This is a genomic window from Acidiphilium acidophilum (assembly GCF_033842475.1).
GTDB classification, from domain to species: domain Bacteria; phylum Pseudomonadota; class Alphaproteobacteria; order Acetobacterales; family Acetobacteraceae; genus Acidiphilium; species Acidiphilium acidophilum.
In genome coordinates, this window is the sequence record NZ_JAWXYB010000018.1 from 1616132 (window position 1) to 1632599 (window position 16468).

General features: G+C 66.1%; 19 protein-coding genes. 5 read left to right on the top strand and 14 right to left on the bottom strand.

All coding sequences use genetic code 11. The features are described 5' to 3' along the window. Positions 1 to 100 precede the first annotated feature (100 nt). From SIL87_RS10315 to mdoH, 7 genes are all read right to left on the bottom strand, one after another. A complete protein-coding gene (locus SIL87_RS10315; protein WP_319614095.1) occupies positions 101 to 856 on the bottom strand; it encodes a molybdopterin-dependent oxidoreductase in 756 nt (251 codons plus the stop codon). Beyond that, positions 853 to 1476: a cytochrome b/b6 domain-containing protein gene (locus SIL87_RS10320; protein WP_319614096.1), complete on the bottom strand. Its 624-nt coding sequence runs from the start codon at positions 1474 to 1476 to the stop codon at positions 853 to 855. Before SIL87_RS10320 ends, SIL87_RS10315 begins: the two co-directional genes overlap by 4 nt. 10 nt (positions 1477 to 1486) lie before the next feature. Further along, a complete protein-coding gene (locus SIL87_RS10325) occupies positions 1487 to 2170 on the bottom strand; it encodes a hypothetical protein (RefSeq protein ID WP_319614097.1) in 684 nt (227 codons plus the stop codon). A gap of 88 nt (positions 2171 to 2258) precedes the next feature. Then, positions 2259 to 3017: a substrate-binding domain-containing protein gene (locus SIL87_RS10330; RefSeq protein WP_319614098.1), complete on the bottom strand. Its 759-nt coding sequence runs from the start codon at positions 3015 to 3017 to the stop codon at positions 2259 to 2261. 82 nt (positions 3018 to 3099) lie between these two features. Then, complete coding sequence (locus tag SIL87_RS10335) at positions 3100 to 3879, bottom strand: anti-sigma factor family protein (RefSeq protein WP_319614099.1); 780 nt, start codon at positions 3877 to 3879, stop codon at positions 3100 to 3102. After that, positions 3876 to 4382, bottom strand: a complete 507-nt coding sequence (locus SIL87_RS10340; protein WP_319614101.1) for an RNA polymerase sigma factor — start codon at positions 4380 to 4382, stop codon at positions 3876 to 3878. Before SIL87_RS10340 ends, SIL87_RS10335 begins: the two co-directional genes overlap by 4 nt. A gap of 119 nt (positions 4383 to 4501) precedes the next feature. After that, on the bottom strand, positions 4502 to 6217 hold the full coding sequence (gene mdoH, locus SIL87_RS10345; RefSeq protein ID WP_319614103.1) for a glucans biosynthesis glucosyltransferase MdoH: 1716 nt from the start codon (positions 6215 to 6217) through the stop codon (positions 4502 to 4504). A 105-nt stretch (positions 6218 to 6322) separates the two neighbouring features. On the opposite strand from mdoH, the gene SIL87_RS10350 reads away from it, so the two are divergent. The 4 genes from SIL87_RS10350 to SIL87_RS10365 are packed head-to-tail and all read left to right on the top strand — an operon-like array spanning position 6323 to position 9553. After that, the gene (locus SIL87_RS10350) at positions 6323 to 7105 is read left to right on the top strand and encodes a RibD family protein (protein WP_319614104.1); all 783 of its coding nucleotides are present in this window, start codon (positions 6323 to 6325) and stop codon (positions 7103 to 7105) included. Next, positions 7102 to 8088, top strand: a complete 987-nt coding sequence (locus tag SIL87_RS10355; protein ID WP_319614106.1) for a zinc-dependent alcohol dehydrogenase — start codon at positions 7102 to 7104, stop codon at positions 8086 to 8088. Before SIL87_RS10350 ends, SIL87_RS10355 begins: the two co-directional genes overlap by 4 nt. After that, complete coding sequence (locus SIL87_RS10360; protein WP_319614108.1) at positions 8089 to 8499, top strand: 6-pyruvoyl trahydropterin synthase family protein; 411 nt, start codon at positions 8089 to 8091, stop codon at positions 8497 to 8499. Further along, positions 8483 to 9553: a glycosyltransferase family 4 protein gene (locus SIL87_RS10365; RefSeq protein WP_319614109.1), complete on the top strand. Its 1071-nt coding sequence runs from the start codon at positions 8483 to 8485 to the stop codon at positions 9551 to 9553. Before SIL87_RS10360 ends, SIL87_RS10365 begins: the two co-directional genes overlap by 17 nt. A gap of 40 nt (positions 9554 to 9593) precedes the next feature. Here the strand turns inward: SIL87_RS10365 and SIL87_RS10370 are convergent, their stop codons facing one another. From SIL87_RS10370 to SIL87_RS10400, 7 genes are all read right to left on the bottom strand, one after another. After that, a complete protein-coding gene (locus SIL87_RS10370; protein WP_319614110.1) occupies positions 9594 to 10802 on the bottom strand; it encodes an AAA family ATPase in 1209 nt (402 codons plus the stop codon). Further along, the gene (locus SIL87_RS10375; RefSeq protein WP_319614111.1) at positions 10799 to 11347 is read right to left on the bottom strand and encodes an A24 family peptidase; all 549 of its coding nucleotides are present in this window, start codon (positions 11345 to 11347) and stop codon (positions 10799 to 10801) included. Before SIL87_RS10375 ends, SIL87_RS10370 begins: the two co-directional genes overlap by 4 nt. Positions 11348 to 11477: 130 nt before the next feature. Beyond that, on the bottom strand, positions 11478 to 11900 hold the full coding sequence (locus tag SIL87_RS10380; RefSeq protein WP_319614113.1) for an organic hydroperoxide resistance protein: 423 nt from the start codon (positions 11898 to 11900) through the stop codon (positions 11478 to 11480). Between the two features lie 68 nt (positions 11901 to 11968). After that, a complete protein-coding gene (gene thiD, locus SIL87_RS10385) occupies positions 11969 to 12757 on the bottom strand; it encodes a bifunctional hydroxymethylpyrimidine kinase/phosphomethylpyrimidine kinase (RefSeq protein ID WP_319614114.1) in 789 nt (262 codons plus the stop codon). A 17-nt stretch (positions 12758 to 12774) separates the two neighbouring features. Continuing rightward, entirely contained in the window at positions 12775 to 14163 is a 1389-nt protein-coding gene (glmM, locus tag SIL87_RS10390) for a phosphoglucosamine mutase (protein WP_319614115.1), read from the bottom strand. A gap of 31 nt (positions 14164 to 14194) precedes the next feature. Beyond that, positions 14195 to 15052, bottom strand: a complete 858-nt coding sequence (folP, locus tag SIL87_RS10395; RefSeq protein WP_319614116.1) for a dihydropteroate synthase — start codon at positions 15050 to 15052, stop codon at positions 14195 to 14197. A 36-nt stretch (positions 15053 to 15088) separates the two neighbouring features. After that, the gene (locus SIL87_RS10400; RefSeq protein WP_319614118.1) at positions 15089 to 15346 is read right to left on the bottom strand and encodes a hypothetical protein; all 258 of its coding nucleotides are present in this window, start codon (positions 15344 to 15346) and stop codon (positions 15089 to 15091) included. Positions 15347 to 15590: 244 nt separating this feature from the next. On the opposite strand from SIL87_RS10400, the gene SIL87_RS10405 reads away from it, so the two are divergent. After that, positions 15591 to 16463, top strand: coding sequence for an alpha/beta hydrolase (locus tag SIL87_RS10405; protein ID WP_319614119.1), 873 nt, complete (start codon positions 15591 to 15593; stop codon positions 16461 to 16463). Positions 16464 to 16468 lie beyond the last annotated feature (5 nt).

The window sequence follows — 16468 nt, forward strand, 5'->3', positions numbered from 1 at the left end:
TGGTATCGAATCATGCCGGAATCATGGCGGCGTCGCGTCACAAATGATTACGGGCCATGCAAAATCGCGTGGGAGCAAGTCGGGCCGCGGGGCTTGAAGCCTAGACGCCAGCGAACCAGTCGTAGCCCTGATTTTCCCAGTATCCACCGGGGTATTTGTTGGTCACCGCGATGGATTGCAGGTTTTTCGCACTTTTGTAGCCGAGCTTGGTCGGGATACGCAGGCGCAAGGGCGCGCCCCATTCCGGGGTGAGCGGCTTGCTCTCGAAATCGAGGGCCAGAATGGTCTGCGATTGCAGGGCGCTCGGCATGTCGATGCTGGTGGAATAGCCATCGAAGCAGGTGAAGCTGACATATTTCGCCCGCAGGTCGGCACCGATGCGCTTGAGAAAGACATGGAGCGGAACGCCGGACCATTGGCCGATCTGGCTCCAGCCCTCGATGCAGATGTGGCGGGTGATCTGGCTCTGCTGCGGCAGGGCGCGCAGATCCGCAACGCTCCAGGCGCGGGTTTCGCGCACCAGCCCGCTCACGCCGAGGCGCCAGGTTGCGGGATCGATGATCCGAACCTGCCATTCCGGGTAATAGGCGTTGAAACGGAACGGATGGGTGATCGCGCTCGCCGGATAGGTTTCCGCGAGCCGCGATTTATCGAACAGGGCTTCCTGGATACGGTCGTCGAAACGGAGCATCGCTTCGAGGGCGGCATCGACGCCGGAATGGGTCGAGAGGTCGCAGCCGGTAAGCAGGGTGAGCGCGCCGAGGGAGAAGCTGCCGCGCAACAGGCCGCGACGGCGGAGGCGGGCGAACCCGGGTTTCAGATCATCGTGCCGCACGATCGGGGGTTTCGGGCTCATGGCGTGGTTTCCGGATCGGCGCTGGTGTTCGCGATCATCGAGACCAGGGTGCGCGGGTAGAACGCCACCAGCGTGACATGGATCACCACGAAGGTCGCGATCAGGCCCATCATGGCGAGGTGGATGCCGCGCGCGATCGGGTAGCCGCCGAACAGCCCGGTAAGCCAGCCGAACTGAACCGGTTTCCAGATCGCGAGCCCGGTGGCGACCGCGAAAGTGATGACGATGATGATCCCGGCATAGAGCAGGCGCTGCACCGCATTGTAGTGGCCGATCCGGTGCGGCAGGGCGAAGCGAAGTGCGGCGCCGAGATCGCGCCCGACCTCGCGCGGATGGGGTGGGGCAAGGTCGCGGCGGAAATGGCCGGTGGCGATGCCGTAGGCGAGATAGGCCAACCCATCGGCGAAGAGCAGCCACATCGCGCTCAGGTGCCAGGCCAGCGCGCCGCCGAGCCAGCCACCGAGACCGGTCCATTGCGGGAACAGGAACGGCAGGCTGGGCGAGGCATCGTAGATTTCCCAGCCGCTGAACATCATGCAGCCGATCGCGTAGACGCCGATCCAGTGCATGATGCGGATCGGGACCGGATGCGCCGGCCGCGCGGATCGAAGCGGACGCATCCGGCTCTCCTCACATCGGCGGCACGACGCCATCGACACCGACGGCGACGACATCGGCGGTGATTTTACCATCGGTTTCGCCGGCCTTGATGAACACGTGCGAGCCATCGGTGGCATCGGCCTTCACGCCGGGGCGGAACTTCACGATCGGCGCCGTTGGCGGGACGATGATGGTCTGCTGGCCACCCTTGTAGGTGACGGTGAGGCGCTTGACCCCATCGCCCGATCTGGTCGCGGCGACATTGCCGTTGGTCATGGTGCTGGCGACCTTGCTGCCGGCGCCCGACACGGCGGCGACGTTGCCGTTGGTCATGGTGCTCGGCGTCTTCGCCGCCCCGTCGAGCGTGGTGTCGGGGATTTTGTCCCAGGCGTAGTGGCCTTCGCCGGTGCCGCGCATCGAATTCGGGAAGATCACCACTTCGAGGGCGATCATCTGATGGCCGACGGTTTTGGTCGCCGTGCCGATGAAGCTGTTCTTGTCGACCATGGCGAGCGAGGATTTCTCGACCTTGAGGTAGTGGGTGCCGGCCCCGATGCCGACGGTTTCGGTCTTGCCGCTGCCGGTTTTGAGGGTGAGGCTGTCGGCGCTGATCGCGGTGATGGTCCCGCGCAGGCGGACCGGCGTGGGCGCGGCGATGGCGGTGGCCGATACCATGACGGCGGCGGCGATGCCGAGCAGGAGGGTTGGTTTCATCGGGTGTCCTTTGCGATGGGGCGAGGTTGCCCCGGGGTGAAATCGGGTCCGGCGAGGTGCCGGATGATGGGTGGGACGGGTAGCCGAGTTACTGCCAGCCCCATTTCGTGAAAATCGCTTTTCCTTTTGCCGAGGCGAGAAATGCCGCGAATTGCCTGACCATGGGGCGCGCTTCGCCGGCATGGGTCAGAGCGATTCCGGCATCGCGATAAATTGCGTATCGGGGTGCGATCGGCACGGTGGTGGCAAGGCTGGGATTGGCGACCTGCCAGATGTTCCAGATCAGCCAGGCGTCGAGCGATTTGTCCTTGATCCAGTCGGCGCGCGCGGCGGCGCTGTTGCCGGCGACCATGGCGATGTTGTGCCGGAAGCCGCGGATATCGGCGATGCTGCCGGTGCGCCCCGCGACATCCTCCCACAATCCCTGCTGACCCGCGCCGTTGACCACCAGAATATGATGCCCCGGCTTGAACAGATCGGTGATGCCGGTGATGTGGTCCGGGTTGCCGGGGCGGACCAGAATCGCCGCCGGGCGCAGATAGAGCGGTTCGACGCTCGCGGGATCGATCTCGGTGGGCATAGCGGTCTGGAAATCGCTCATCATGGTTTCGGCACCGCTGAAGATCAGATCGGCATTGGCCTTTGCCTGATCGAGCCATTTCGGCGTGGGACCGGCGACGACGAGGACCTCGACGTGATGCGCCGCGCCGAAGGCCTTTGCCGCCTCCTGCATGGCGGGGGCAGGCCCGCCCGGCCCATAGACATGGATCGGGGCTTCGGCATGGGCGGCTTCGGCACCGAACAGGGATGCGATGAGGGCGAGACCGATGAAACTGGATTTGAGCATGGATGGACCTTTTGAAACGTGACGATGGGGGGCGTGACGGCAAGACCTGCGCGAAGCGGACCGCATCGCGGCACATTCGTGCCTACAGCGCATGTTGATCTGCCCTGATCCGGTTGGCGATGCGGTGCAGGCGCGCGGGTTCGACCTCGGCAGCAACCGAGAAGCCGACACCGTGGCTGATCCAGGTGAACATGGTGTGACCATTGCGATGATCCTCGGTCATGCGGTCGCTGTGCGCGGGGACATCCATCCGGCGGACCAGAAGAAGCAGCGGGCGCGCATCGGGTGCCCGGTACATCACCACCGCAGCAGGGCCGTGCAGGGTCGCCAGCCATTCGATCCGCCCGACGGTATAGCCGGATGCGGTCAGATCGGGCGGGCTGAAATCGTGACCGACCGCCGCTGTGAGGTCGGGCGCCGTCGTGCGTGTGGGCGTGGTGGGGGCGAAAATCCGGTAGGCGGCGCGGGTTTCGAGTTTCAGGGCGGCAATGCCGGTTGCGGCGGGGTCGCGATGTATCCCCAGATCGGCCCGAACGAACCAGCCCGAGGACGCCCCGATCCCGAAAGCGAGCAGGACCAGCGCGGCGGCCCGGGCGTGATCGGCAATCCAGCCGAAGCGGCGCTGCCGGCTGGCTGAAGCGAGGTGCGCCATCGTCAGTTCGGGCGCGAGCGGCTGTTCGACGATGCCGGCGAGTCCCGCGCGGAGCTGTTCGCGCTGGCGACGCCAGCTCTCGATCCGGCGGTTCTGCCCGGGATGCTGCGCCAGATACGCGGCGACGATCGCTTCGCGCTCCGGGCCGAGCACGCCATCGACATAGGCGTGAAGATCGTCATCGGTAATCGGGGGGGTATTCTGCGTCATGAAACGCTCCGCAAGCGGGGACGGGCGGTGCCGTCCATGAAATCGTTGAGCCGGTCGCGGGCGCGGCTGAGCCGCGACATCACCGTGCCGAGCGGCAGGTCGAGCATCGCCGCCACCTCGGCATAGGTGAAACCCTCGACGGTGACGAGCAGGAGGATTTCGCGCTGCTCCACGGGTAAGCCGGCGAGCCCGATCGTGAGGTCGCGCATCTGGAGCCCCGCTTCCTGGCCGGGTCGCACGGCGGCAGCCGGGCCGCCCGAGTCATCGAGCGGGGTCGTGGCGCGGTGTTTGGCGCGCCGACGGTCGCTGAGGAAGCGGTTGCGCAGGATGGCGAACAGCCATGGCCGGACCTGCTGATCCGCCATGCCGAGCCTGGGCCGTGCCAGCGCATCGACCAGCGCGTCATGCACCAGATCATCGGCATCCTGCGCGGTGCCGAGCAAAGCACGGGCGAAACGGCGCAACGACGGGATCGTCTGCTCGATGGCAGCATGCGTGGTCACGCCCGAACGGGTTCAGCAGGATAGCGCACGGCACACTCCGAATATCTGGAGCAACAACGCACGAGCCCGCGATTTATTCCACGCGCTTCGACGATTTTTTGCGCCGGTAGGCGGGGGGATCAGCTCGCGACTTCCTCGGGGATCGCGCAGACATGATGCCGGGCGAGCCATGCGCCGATCCCCGGCTGGGCGGACAGGGCGGCAAACGGCACCACCGCGAGGCATGGCCCGATCGTCGGCACCGCCCAGGGCAGCGCGCCGGGGGCGACGGCGGCGAGCACGAGCCCGGCAAAGGCGCCATAGAGCATCACCGGCCAGAGCGTGCGCGCGAATGCCGCCAGCCCGATCCGGCGCGCGGCGCGGTTCTGCGCCTGCCATCCCGCCCTGCGGCCAAGCGCGAGGCTGAGCATGAACAGTGCCTGGATCACCAGCATGATCGAACCGAGGCAGAGCGAGAAGACCAGATCGATGATCACGCCGGTCAGCAGCCGTCCCCGCCCGCCATATCGGCGCGACGCCCCCGGGCGGAGCAGCACATCGACCACACCGAGCAGCCGCGGCGCGAAGATCATCGCCATCACGATCAGATAGAGCGCGAAGGCGAGACCCGTCGCGAAACCCCGCCCGGTTCCGGTGAAGGCGATGGCGAGGCCCGACATCAGCATGAGGAAATTGAGCGGTGCGCCGACATACATCATGATCGCGTTGATCAGTTGAAACCGGCCCATCGGCTGCAACCCGGGCAGGCGCATGAGGTGGATGTATTGCATATTGCCCTGGCACCAGCGCAGATCGCGTTTGATGAATTCCAGAATGTCCGGCGGGTTTTCCTCGGAACTGCCGAACTCATCGGCGATCACCCGCACCTCGTACCCGGCGATCCGCATGAGCACCGCTTCGACCTGATCGTGACTGAGCAAATCCCCCCGGAGCGGGCCGCGCCCGGGGATCACCGGCAGATCGCAACAATCGACGAACGGGCGCAGCCGGATGATCGCATTGTGGCCCCAGAACGGCCCGCTCGGCCCCTGCCACCACGCGGTGCCGACCGTCTGCATCCGCATTGCGTGACGCATGCCGAACTGAAAGATCCGCGCGAAGCCGCTCGCCGCCGGACGGCCGACCACGAGCGATTGCAGGATGCCCAGCCGGTCGTTCGCCTGCATCACCCGGACCAGCCGCAGCATGGCATCGGCTGACATCATGCTGTCGGCGTCCAGCACGATCATGTAGTCGTGGGTGTCGCGGGCCGTCGTTGCGAAGGCGCGCATATTGCCGGCCTTGAAACCGGTATTCGCCTCGCGCCGCCGGTAGATGATCGCGTCCGGCCGGTTCCGCCCGTCCCGCAGGCGTGCAAAGGCCGCCGCTTCATCGGCAATCGCGTCCGGCAACTGGCTGTCGCTGAGAACATGAAAGGTGAAATGATCGCCGGCGCCGCTCGCGTCGATATCATCGATCATCGCCCCCAGCCGCGCGAAGCAGGGGGTCACGTCCTCGTGGCGGATCATGAGGCAGATGGCGGTCATCGCCGTGATCGGTGCATCGAGGGCCGTGCGGGCAAGTGCGGGGTTGGTGTAGCGTGCGGGATCGGTCACCAGCCGCGCGATCACGAACCCGATCACCGCGTTCCAGAAGCCGAGCAGGGTCCACGGCAGGCCGAGCAGGAACAACAGGAGGAAGCACAGGGCGGGGATGCTCAGCCCATCGCCACCGAGCACGCGCACCATCATGACACCCAGCAGCACGTAACTGATCAGGTTGAGGGCCAGAACCAGCGCCCGGCGACCGCGCAGAGCGGCGGGCGGAGCGCCCAATCGGTCGTCCGGGAGGTTCATTGTGCTGGCGTCCATCAACCCCATGTGATGGCACGGTGGCGCGACGCAAGCCAGAACGTTCCGGGAGTCATCGGCCAATTGAACGATCCGCACGTATAGATGGGCATGACGATTGCTTATGATGCCGAAGGCGGCGACGAACGCTGGCAGTCCGTGCTGCGGGCCTGCCACGATCCGGAGCCCGCGATCGGCCAGCCGGTATGCGGGCTCTGGGATATCTACGGCCCGATCGCGGCTTGTCGGCATTACCCCTATGTGATCGCCCAGCTCGGACAGTCGCTCGACGGCAGGATCGTCACGGCGCCCGATCAATCTCCCGCGATCAGCGGCCCCGAAGGACTGCGCCATCTGCACCGGCTCCGTGCCCTCGTCGATGCCGTGATCGTCGGCGTCGGCACCGTGGTTGCCGATGACCCGCGCCTCACGGTTCGCCTGGCACAGGGCCCCTCCCCTGCCCGCATCGTCATCGATCCGCGGTTTCGCCTGCCGGAGCGGGCGAAACTGCTGGCTGACGATGGCGTGCCGGTATTTGTGGTCCAGTCCTGCACAGGCGAACGGGCGCGTCGGGTACAGCCGGTCGTGGTCCCGGCAACGGCGGATCACGCACCCGGCTCGATAGCCCCTGCCGCCATCATCGCGAGCCTCGCGCAATTGGGTTTCCGCCGCATTCTGGTGGAAGGCGGCGCACACACGGTCTCTGCCTTTCTGGCGGCGGGAATGATCGATCGGCTTCACGTGACCGTGGCACCAGTCATCATCGGTCGCGGACTGACCGGTTGCAACCTGACCCCTACGAACGGACAGCATGGCATGATCCGGCCGCAAACGACGATCCATCGTCTCGGCAGCGATATCCTGTTCGATTGCGTCTTCGGCGATATCCGATGACTGGCCCGGCAAAGGCTCAGGCACTCTGGATCACCGCCGCCGGCCACGCCGCCCTGCGTGAGGCTGTGCTGCCGCCATTGCCGCCGGGATGGGTGCGGGTTCGCGCGGTGACGAGCGGGATCAGCCGGGGGACGGAATCGCTGGTGTTTCGCGGCGGCGTGCCGGTGAGCGAGCGCAGCCGGATGCGCGCGCCGTTTCAGGACGGCATGTTCGATTATCCGGTCAAATACGGCTACGCGATGGTCGGGGAGATTATCGCCGGACCCGATGACCGGGTGGGGGAGACCGTATTCTGCCTTCATCCGCATCAGGATCTGTTCGATGTTCCGGCTGACGCGGCTCTGACCCTGCCCGCAGGCGTCTCGCCGGCACGCGCCGCTTTGGCGCCGCAGATCGAGACCGCGCTCAACGCTAGCTGGGATGCCGCGATCGGCATCGGTGATACGATCGCGGTCGTGGGCGCTGGTGTGATCGGTTGCCTCGTCGGTTATTTGTGCGCGAAGCTCCCCGGCGGTGAAGTGATCCTGATCGACCACAACGCTGGCCGCGCCGCGATCGCAACCCGACTGGGTTGCCGGTTTCAGCAGCCCGGCGCACCGCCCAGCGAGGAGTGCGACGTGGTCTTTCATGCCTCCAGCTCGGGTGCCGGGCTCGACCACGCGCTGGCCTGGGCCGGGTTCGAGGCACGGATCATCGAGTTGAGCTGGTATGGCGACAGGTCGGTGACGATCGGGCTCGGTGCCGGTTTCCACAGCCGCCGCCTTGCGATCATCGCCTCGCAAGTCGGTCATATCGCGCCATCGCACCGGGCGCGCTGGACACACGAGCGGCGATTGCGCCTTGCCCTCGCTTTGTGCGCCGATCCGGTTCTCGATGTCCTCGTTGCGGACGCCACACCGTTCGCGGACAGTGCTGCGCATTACGGCGCCATCCTGTCCGACCCGGCGACGCTGTGCCATCGTTTTCTCTATCGAGGTGATTGAATGTACGCTCTTGAAATTCGCGATCACATCATGATCGCCCATAGTCTGAACGGTGCGGTATTCGGCCCGGCGCAGCGGATGCACGGGGCGACCTTCGTGATCGATGTCGCGTTCTTTCGCGAAACCCTCGATCCGGACAATATCGTGGTGGATATCGGCCGGGCGGGCGATGCGCTGCGAACGGTTCTGGCGGAACTCAACTACGCCAATCTCGATACTCATGAGGCGTTCAAAGGTGCTGTCACCACCACCGAGTTTCTGGCCCGCCACGTGTTCGACCGGTTGGCGGCTGCGATCCGCGCCGGCGATCTCGGACCGCACGCCGAGGGGATCGGGCGCATGAGGGTCACGCTGCGGGAATCGCATATTGCCCGCGCGTGGTACGAGGCGTCGCTTGCTCCCCCAGCCTGAGCCTGAGCCCAGGCTGATCTTCGCGGTTCCGGGCTCGATCACGACACGGACTGGTGGATCGATCTACGACCGGCGCGTGAGTGCGGCCTTGCGGGACCGGGGATGGAACGTCGATATCGTCGAATGTTCCGGCCATTTCCCTGCGCCCTCGGAAACCGACCTCCTCGCCCTCGACCGCGTTCTGGGATCGTGTCCCGATCGGGCGCTGGTCATGATCGATGGACTGATCTTCGGGGCGATCCCCGGCATGGCGGCCCGTCACGCGGCTCGATTGCGTCTGGTCGCCCTGGTGCACCACCCGCTCGCGCTGGAGACCGGTCTCGGTATCGAGGCCATCGCGCGGTACCGCGACGCCGAACAACGTGCACTGCGTTGTGCGGCGGGCGTGATCACCACCAGCGAGACCACCGCTGCCATCCTGATCCGTGACTATGCCGTTGCGCCCGGATGCATAACGATCGCGCCGCCCGGAACCGATCGCCCGGCCCATCGCGGGCGCGACCCCGCGCAGCCGACGATTGCGCTGCTCGCGGTCGGGGCGGTGATTCCACGAAAAGGATACGACGTGCTGGTGGAGGCACTCCGCCATCTCGCCGATCTGGATTTCGCCTGCCTGATCATCGGCAATATCGAACGTTGCCCGGCGACGGTGGCTGCGTTGCGCGCGGCGATCCGCGCGGGCGGGTTGGATCACCGGATCACCCTGGCCGGTGAAGTGGATGATGTCGACCGCGCTTATGCCAATGCTGACATCTTCGTGCTGCCGAGCCGGTATGAAGGCTACGGCATGGTCTTCGGCGAAGCGCTTACTCACGGTTTGCCGATCGTCGCGACCGTTGCGGGGGCGATCCCGAGCGTGGTTCCCGCCGATGCCGGGCATCTGGTCCCGGTCGATGATCCAATTGCCCTCGCGGACGCTTTGCGTGGAGTGATCACCGAACCGGAGCATCGGGCACGCCTTGCGGCAGGGTCCCGGCGCGCGGTGCGCGATTTGCCGGACTGGACTGACACTGCGCGATTGATCGGGGAGGCGCTGCGCAAGCTGCCAGACTGAATGGGGACCAAGCGTGAATGAGAAATGGGCCGATCGCTCCTCATGCGCGTTCGACCTTGCGACCGACCTCGAACCCGACCTCGCGCGAGAGGTCGTGGATTGACCGAAGCAGCGGACCTTTGCCTACCCCCGCGAAGCGACCACCCGCCACGAGGGCCGCGAAGGGTTTTGGTAATTCGGAGATTGCGATGTCGACCTTGCGTTTCAGCGCATCCTCGATGTGCTTGCGCTTCAACCCGCCGGGCCGACCCTCGCGATTGAGCACGATCGTGGGCCGCTGCGGCTGACCGGGATTGTTGGGAATGGCCAGCAGGCGCAACGTATCGCGCAACCCGCCGATACTTGGATCGAGGACAATGACCCGATGATGGGTCAGTTCAAGCAATTCGCGCTGCGACTGAACCGGCAGGACCGGTAGATCGACGATCACGAAATTGAAGCGGAACCGCAGCGCATCAATGATCTGGCGCGCCCGTCCGACCCGCGCCGCGGCTTCCGCACCGGGGTTCGGGGGCGAGCCGAGCAGATAGAGCCGGTTCTGCACCGGGACCGCCGCCTCCACCACGCGCTCGGGATCGAGCGGCGCATCGTCGTCGAGGAGGTCGCGCAGGGATGTCCGCGGCTCAACCGCGAATTGTTCGAGCGCCACGCCGATCGAGGGATCGGCATCGAGCAGGAGCGTATGACGGTTGGAATCGACACCGAGGAACCACGCGAGAGCAAAGGCGATGCTGCTCGCGCCGATCCCGCCACGTGCGCCGGTAACGGCGATCACACGGCCACCGCGCGTCGAATCGGCGACATGACCGTTATTGGTGATCAGGGAGGCGAAATAGCGGGCGACCATCTCGCGGGTGATCGGCTTGAAAATATAGTCGACCGCGCCGATCCGCCGATTGATCGAGCGGTAGAGTTCGACATCGTCGATATCGCCGAGCACCAGCACGCTGACCGAGGGCTCGATCACATCGCATAATTCGCCCAGCGTCTGTAATGGCCGGTCATCCCCGGCGATATCCACGACCAGGATTTGGGGCGCCGGCATCCGCATCATTGCCGCGATCGTCGATTTCGCGCTGCCGCGCCGGATATCGCAGGTGTTGCCGATGCCGCTCTGGGCCAGATCGTTCAATCCGTCGCGCAGCACCGTCTCGCTGGCGCTATCGGTGACGAAGCCCAGCACGGTCAACTGGTCGGGTCGTCCGGTCCGGTTCGCACCTGCGGCGCGGGAGGGCTGGGAGTCGCTCATCGCGGTACCTGAGGCCATAAAGTTATAATCGCCGAGGCGGCGATCGCCACGCCATACGGGATCGAGCCGTTATGCCTTGCCCGCCATTGCTCGGTGCGCCAGATACGCGCGATCAAACTGCGGCGGGGCGGTGGATCGTGTTGCACCGGGACAGCCCTGCGCCCCCGCAGACGGACGATGGACCGCAGGATCAGGTAGACGACCGCAAGCAGGCCGCCGACCAGCATCACCCGGATCGCGAAACGCCCCTGGTCCAGCCCGTTCGGGGCGACGAGGAGGGTGCAGGCGGTCCAGAGCTTTACATCGCCGCCTCCGAGCAGCCGCATCATCCAGAACAGGGTCAGCACGGCGAAGATCAGGCCGGCCACGAGCAATCCCGGAACCAGCTGGTGATCGGCCAGCCGGAGCGGCACGGCGAGGCCGGCAATCGCCGCACTTATGCGGTTGGGGATCAGGCGCACCGCAATGTCGCAGACGGCGGCGTAGATCAGACAAAGCAAAATGACACCGGCCCATGCGAGCGAAAACGGATCGCTCGCGGTCATGAGCCGATGTTCCGCGGATGCCGTTTCAGCCGGGCAGCAGCCGAGAGTTCAAATTCGCAATCCAGCCCGACGAGGAGTCCCGATGCCTGCATGGCACCGGGTTTATCGGACAAAGATTAAGAAACGATGTTCAGCCGACGGTAAAATGGCTTTCGATATTGCCTTTGGTCGCATGGGCATACGGGCAGACGATCTCTGCCTTGCGGACCAGATCCTCGGCCTGCGCTTTGTCCATGCCCGGAATCGTCACGACCAGCGCTGCGGTGATGCCGAACCCCGTGCCGTCGTCGCGCGGGCCGATGCCGATATCCGCTGTTACCTTGGCATCGGCGGGGACTTTGATCTTTTCCTGTCCGGCCACGAATTTCAGGGCGCCGAGGAAACAGGCGGAAAAACCGAGCGCGAATAATTGCTCGGGATTGGTGCCGGGCCCGCTATCGCCGCCGAGTTCCTTCGGCGTGCTGAGATCGAGGTTGAGCTTGCCGTCATCGGTTTCGGCGTGGCCGGTGCGTCCGCCGGTGGCGTGGCCGTGAGCGTGGTAGAGCGTTTTCATGGCGTTCGATCTCCTGATTCGATTCAAGCGGAGATCAGAACGATATCGCCCGAAAACAAGGGGTAAGCTCAACGCGCGGCGGCGTGGCCCAGCGGCCCCCTGCCCTGTCCGAAGCCGGGTGCGGCCAGCAGCGCCGCGTGCAGGAAGGTCCGTGCCTGTCCGATCGCGTCATCGGGCGACAGGCCGCGTGCGAGGCCGATGGCGATCGCGCTCGCGAGCGTGCAGCCGGTGCCGTGGGTGTGCCGTGTCGCGAGGCGCGGCATCCGGAACTCGATCATGCGGTCCGGGGTGACCAGATGATCGATCGAGTGGGTGCCCTCGAAATGACCGCCCTTGATCAGCGCGGCACCGGCACCCATTCGGCAGAGGGCTTCGCCGGCGGCGCGGATGTCCGGCACGGTATCCACGTTCAGCCCGGTCAGGATCGCGGCCTCGGGACGATTGGGCGTGACGAGGGTGATCAGGGGCATCAGGGTGTCGCGCAGACGGCCGAGGGCTGCGGGGTCGAGCAGGGTGGTGCCGCTGGTCGAGGCCAGGACCGGGTCGAGCACGATCGGGACCGAACCGGCGACGGCGCGCAGCGCATCGACGATGGCGGCGAGCATGTCCGGCGTTCCGATCATGCCGATCTTCACCGCATCGAGGCCGATATCGGCGGCAACCAGGCGGATTGCGCGGGCGACGAGATCGGGCGCGGTGGGCGCGATCGCCATGATGCCCTGACTGTCCTGGGCGGTGATCGCGGTGATCGCGGTCATGGCATGGCCGCCGAGCATCGTGATGGTCTTGATGTCCGCCTCGATACCGGCCCCGCCGCTGCTGTCCGAACCGCCAATCGCGAGGATGCGGGGCATCATGGTCGTGCGCCGTGCGTTCAGGCCACGGCGCTGGCGGGGACCGATGCAGCCTCGATCACGCCGCAGAGTTCGTCGACGAGGCCGATGATCATCGCCTCGTCTTCGCCTTCGGCCATGACGCGGATCAGCGGTTCGGTGCCGGAGGCGCGGATCAGGAGACGGCCGGTGCCGGAGAGCTTTGCCTCGGCATGAGAGGTGGCGGCGATGACTTTCGGCGAGAGAAGCGGCGAGGTGCCGGCGAAGCGCACGTTGCGCAGGCGTTGCGGCAGCGGGTCGAACAGGCGGCAGACCTCGCTGGCGGGTCGTCCATCGCGCACCAGCACGGCGAGAACCTGAAGTGCTGCGATCAGCCCATCGCCGGTAGTGGCGAAGTCGGAGAGGATGATATGGCCCGATTGTTCGCCGCCGAGGTTTAGGGCACGCGCGCGCATCGCTTCGGCGACGTAGCGGTCGCCGACGGCGGTGCGGTGCAAGGCGAGGCCGAGCGAGGCGAGATAGCGCTCCAGCCCGAGATTGGACATGACGGTGGCGACCACCGCTTCGCCCGACAGGCGATGATCGGCCTGGAAGGCGCGGGCGATCAGCGCGAGGACCTGATCGCCATCGATCACGGTGCCACGCTCATCGACCAGGATCAGCCGGTCGGCATCGCCGTCGAGTGCGATGCCGAGATCGGCGCGGTGTTCGAGCACGGCGGCGGAGAGGAAGCCGGGGACGGTGGAGCCGCACTCCTTGTTGATGTTGAACCCGTCCGGGTTCACGCCGAGCGCGATCACCTCGACACCGAGTTCCCACAGGGCGGCGGGGGCGACCTTGTAGGCGGCACCGTTGGCGCAGTCGAGCACGACGCGCAGCCCGTCGAGGCGGAGGCCGCGCGGCAGGCTCGATTTGGCCGATTCGATATAGCGCCCCCCGGCATCGACCAGACGCACCGCGCGCCCGAGGGCGGAGGCATGGGCGAGACGGTCGCTGAGATCCTGATCCATCAGGGCTTCGATTTCGGATTCGGTCTCATCGGAGAGTTTGGCCCCATCGGGTCCGAACAGCTTGATGCCGTTATCCTCGAACGGATTGTGCGACGCCGAGATGACGACGCCGAGATCGGCGCGCAGGCTGCGGGTGAGCATGGCGATCGCCGGGGTGGGCAGCGGACCCGCGAGGGTGACGTCCATCCCGGCGCCGATGAAGCCCGCGGTCAGCGCGGGTTCCAGCATATAGCCCGAAAGGCGGGTGTCCTTGCCGATGATGACCTGATGGCGATGGGTGCCGCGGGTGAACAGCAGACCCGCCGCCTGACCGAGGCGCATCGCGATTTCGGCGGTCATCGGGGCGGTATTCGCGCGGCCGCGAATCCCATCGGTGCCGAACAGGCGGCGGGCTCGGCTGGCGGGGGCGACGTGGTTCATGGGACGAACGAAGTCCTTTTCGGGTCAGGGATCAGATATAGCCGGCATCGGGTTCGAGCGCACGGGCCACGCGGAGGGCCTGGATCGTGCCGGCGACGTCGTGCACCCGGAGAATGGCAGCACCATGGCGGGCGGCGAACAGGGCGGCGGCGATGGATGCCGGATCGCGGCGGGCGGGATCGGGTTCGCCGGTGATGTCGCCGAGGAAGCGCTTGCGCGAGACGCCGACCAGCACCGGGTGGCCGAGCGCGTGGAACCGGGGCAGGCCGCGCAGCAGATCGATGTTCTGCGCCCCGCGTTTGGCGAAGCCGAAACCGGGGTCGAGGGCGATGGCGGCATCGGCGATACCGGCAGCGCGGGCGGCATCGCGCCTTGCTGTTAGTTCGGCGAGGATCTCGGCGACAAGGTCGTGATAGTGGGCGTGGCGCGACATGGTCTGGGGTGTGCCGCGCATGTGCATGAGGATCACCGGGCAGCCATTTGCGGCGAGCAGAGGGGCGGCGGCGGGATCGTGGGTGAGGCCGGAGACGTCGTTGATGATGCGGGCCCCGGCATCGAGTGCTGCCTTCATGGTGGCGGCGTTGCGGGTATCGGCCGAGACGACGGCGCCGGCGGCGACCATGGCGCGGATGACCGGGAGGATACGTTCGATTTCGAGCGCGGGCTCAATGATCGCGCTGCCGGGGCGGGTCGATTCACCGCCGATGTCGAGGATATCGGCACCCTCGTTCAGCATGGCGTGGCCGGCACGGATCACCGCTTCGGGGTCGAAGACGGCACTGGTCGCGGAAAAACTGTCCGGCGTCGCGTTCAGGATGCCCATGACCAGGGGGCGGGTGAGTTCGAGTCCGGCCCAGACGGGCCGGATGGTGGTGGATGTGGCCGACATGGCCCGCGCAATAGCCGGGTTTGGCGCGGGGGCCAATCAGAGCGCGGGCATGGTCAGGCCGGATACAGCCCCCGCAGCGGCGGCGAAGGGACTCTGGCTCGGGGATTGGCTTTGATTGGTGGTGCCGGATTGGTCGTGCTTGTGGTGAAACAGCGCGTTGGTGCCGTGGTTGGTGGCCTGAAGCTGGGCCATGGTGGCCTGAAGCGCGTTGCCGAAGCTGGGCTTCGCGGTCGAGGGCTGGCCGCCGGCATAGGCGATCGGTTGGGAGATTGCGTTGTTGACGGGAAGGATCATGGATCGATCTCCTGATTGCGAGGATGATTTCAATAGGCAGGCAGCGTCAATGCAGATATCATGCCAGACGATAAGGGCACGGCTTTGTGCGGCTCTGGCTGACGGGTGGGCCGGGCTGGGCCGGCCACCCGGCAGAATCTGCCGGGCAATTTCTGCCTTGTGTTCCGATTATGCCGACCAGCGGCCTTGCGGTTCGGGCCGATGGGACGATTTTTTGTCCGTCCGCCAGTTACAGAAGTTTGACATGAAACTGCCGAGCCAGATCGACCTGCTGAATGCCATCGCACCACGTTACGGAACGGCGGTGACGCGGGATGTGGTTTATGGGCCCAATCCCTATCACCGGCTGGATATCTATCGACCGGTACGCCAGCGCCGGGCGCTGCCGGTGGTGGTGTTTTTTTATGGCGGATCGTGGCAGAGCGGGGCGCGGGCGGATTACCGGTTCATCGGGGCGGCGCTGGCGCGGCTCGGGCTGATCGTGGTTGTTCCGGATTACCGGCTCTATCCCGATGTGCGCTATCCCGATTTCATCCACGATGCGGCGAAGGCGACCGCGTGGGTGCTCGGCAATATTCGCGATTATGGCGGGGCGGCGGATGCGGTGTTCGTCGCCGGACATTCGGCGGGGGCGTATCTGGCGATGATGCTGGCGCTGGCGCCGGCGTATCTGGCCGCGGCGCGGAGCGATCGGGCGGCGCTGGCCGGGGCGATCGGGATGGCGGGGCCATATGACTTCCTGCCGATCACCGGGCCGGTGTATCGGAAGATTTTCGGCGGGGCGGCGGATCTGGCGGGGACACAACCGATCGCCCATGTCGATGCCGAGGCACCGCCCTGTCTGTTGCTCACCGGCGCAAGGGACCGACTCGTGTTGCCCTCGAACACTGCCTCGCTGGCGGCGAAGTTGCGGGCGGCGGGGGCGGTGGTGGAGACGCGGATCTATCCGGGGATCGGGCATATCAGAATTCTGCTCGCCTGCCTGCCACCGCTGCGGTTCACGATACCGCTGCTCGACGACATCGGCTCGTTCATCCGCCAGACGGTGGAGATGCGGCAGCGGGTCGAGCCGGTCGGGGCGCGGCGCGATATGGCGGGGCGGACCAATCCGGGCTAACCTGT